General features: G+C 33.1%; 1 protein-coding gene. It reads left to right on the top strand.

Annotated elements, in window-relative coordinates; genetic code table 11:
- Positions 1-187 precede the first annotated feature (187 nt).
- Complete coding sequence (locus M0413_RS22545) at positions 188-1450, top strand: IS1380-like element ISEcp1 family transposase (RefSeq protein ID WP_000608644.1); 1263 nt, start codon at positions 188-190, stop codon at positions 1448-1450.
- The last annotated feature ends 207 nt before the right edge of the window (positions 1451-1657 follow it).

The following is a 1657-nucleotide window of genomic DNA, read 5'->3' as shown; positions in this document are numbered from 1 at the left end:
ACCTAGATTCTACGTCAGTACTTCAAAAAGCATAATCAAAGCCTTGATAAATATGCATTCCTTCGAAATTCAGCTTTCACCCATTGGGTGAAAGAAAAGTGCTCAAAAATATGTTAAATTATCAGCTTTTATGACTCGATATATGGTAAAATAATAGTAAGAAAAGTAGTAAAAAGGGGTTCTAATTATGATTAATAAAATTGATTTCAAAGCTAAGAATCTAACATCAAATGCAGGTCTTTTTCTGCTCCTTGAGAATGCAAAAAGCAATGGGATTTTTGATTTTATTGAAAATGACCTCGTATTTGATAATGACTCAACAAATAAAATCAAGATGAATCATATAAAGACCATGCTCTGCGGTCACTTCATTGGCATTGATAAGTTAGAACGTCTAAAGCTACTTCAAAATGATCCCCTCGTCAACGAGTTTGATATTTCCGTAAAAGAACCTGAAACAGTGTCACGGTTTCTAGGAAACTTCAACTTCAAGACAACCCAAATGTTTAGAGACATTAATTTTAAAGTCTTTAAAAAACTGCTCACTAAAAGTAAATTGACATCCATTACGATTGATATTGATAGTAGTGTAATTAACGTAGAAGGTCATCAAGAAGGTGCGTCAAAAGGATATAATCCTAAGAAACTGGGAAACCGATGCTACAATATCCAATTTGCATTTTGCGACGAATTAAAAGCATATGTTACCGGATTTGTAAGAAGTGGCAATACTTACACTGCAAACGGTGCTGCGGAAATGATCAAAGAAATTGTTGCTAACATCAAATCAGACGATTTAGAAATTTTATTTCGAATGGATAGTGGCTACTTTGATGAAAAAATTATCGAAACGATAGAATCTCTTGGATGCAAATATTTAATTAAAGCCAAAAGTTATTCTACACTCACCTCACAAGCAACGAATTCATCAATTGTATTCGTTAAAGGAGAAGAAGGTAGAGAAACTACAGAACTGTATACAAAATTAGTTAAATGGGAAAAAGACAGAAGATTTGTCGTATCTCGCGTACTGAAACCAGAAAAAGAAAGAGCACAATTATCACTTTTAGAAGGTTCCGAATACGACTACTTTTTCTTTGTAACAAATACTACCTTGCTTTCTGAAAAAGTAGTTATATACTATGAAAAGCGTGGTAATGCTGAAAACTATATCAAAGAAGCCAAATACGACATGGCGGTGGGTCATCTCTTGCTAAAGTCATTTTGGGCGAATGAAGCCGTGTTTCAAATGATGATGCTTTCATATAACCTATTTTTGTTGTTCAAGTTTGATTCCTTGGACTCTTCAGAATACAGACAGCAAATAAAGACCTTTCGTTTGAAGTATGTATTTCTTGCAGCAAAAATAATCAAAACCGCAAGATATGTAATCATGAAGTTGTCGGAAAACTATCCGTACAAGGGAGTGTATGAAAAATGTCTGGTATAATAAGAATATCATCAATAAAATTGAGTGTTGCTCTGTGGATAACTTGCAGAGTTTATTAAGTATCATTGCAGCAAAGATGAAATCAATGATTTATCAAAAATGATTGAAAGGTGGTTGTAAATAATGTTACAATGTGTGAGAAGCAGTCTAAATTCTTCGTGAAATAGTGATTTTTGAAGCTAATAAAAAACACACGTGGAATTTAGG

It is taken from the genome of Shewanella sp. 8A, assembly GCF_023475945.1.
GTDB classification, from domain to species: Bacteria; Pseudomonadota; Gammaproteobacteria; order Enterobacterales; family Shewanellaceae; genus Shewanella; species Shewanella xiamenensis.
Note: the sequence above shows the minus strand (reverse complement) of the source record. Positions and strands in the feature narration are given on the sequence as shown.

What these genes read in the sequence shown, in the direction of transcription:
- M0413_RS22545 (WP_000608644.1), top strand. Translation starts at nt 188, where the DNA reads ATGATTAATAAAATTGATTTCAAAGCTAAGAATCTAACATCAAATGCA.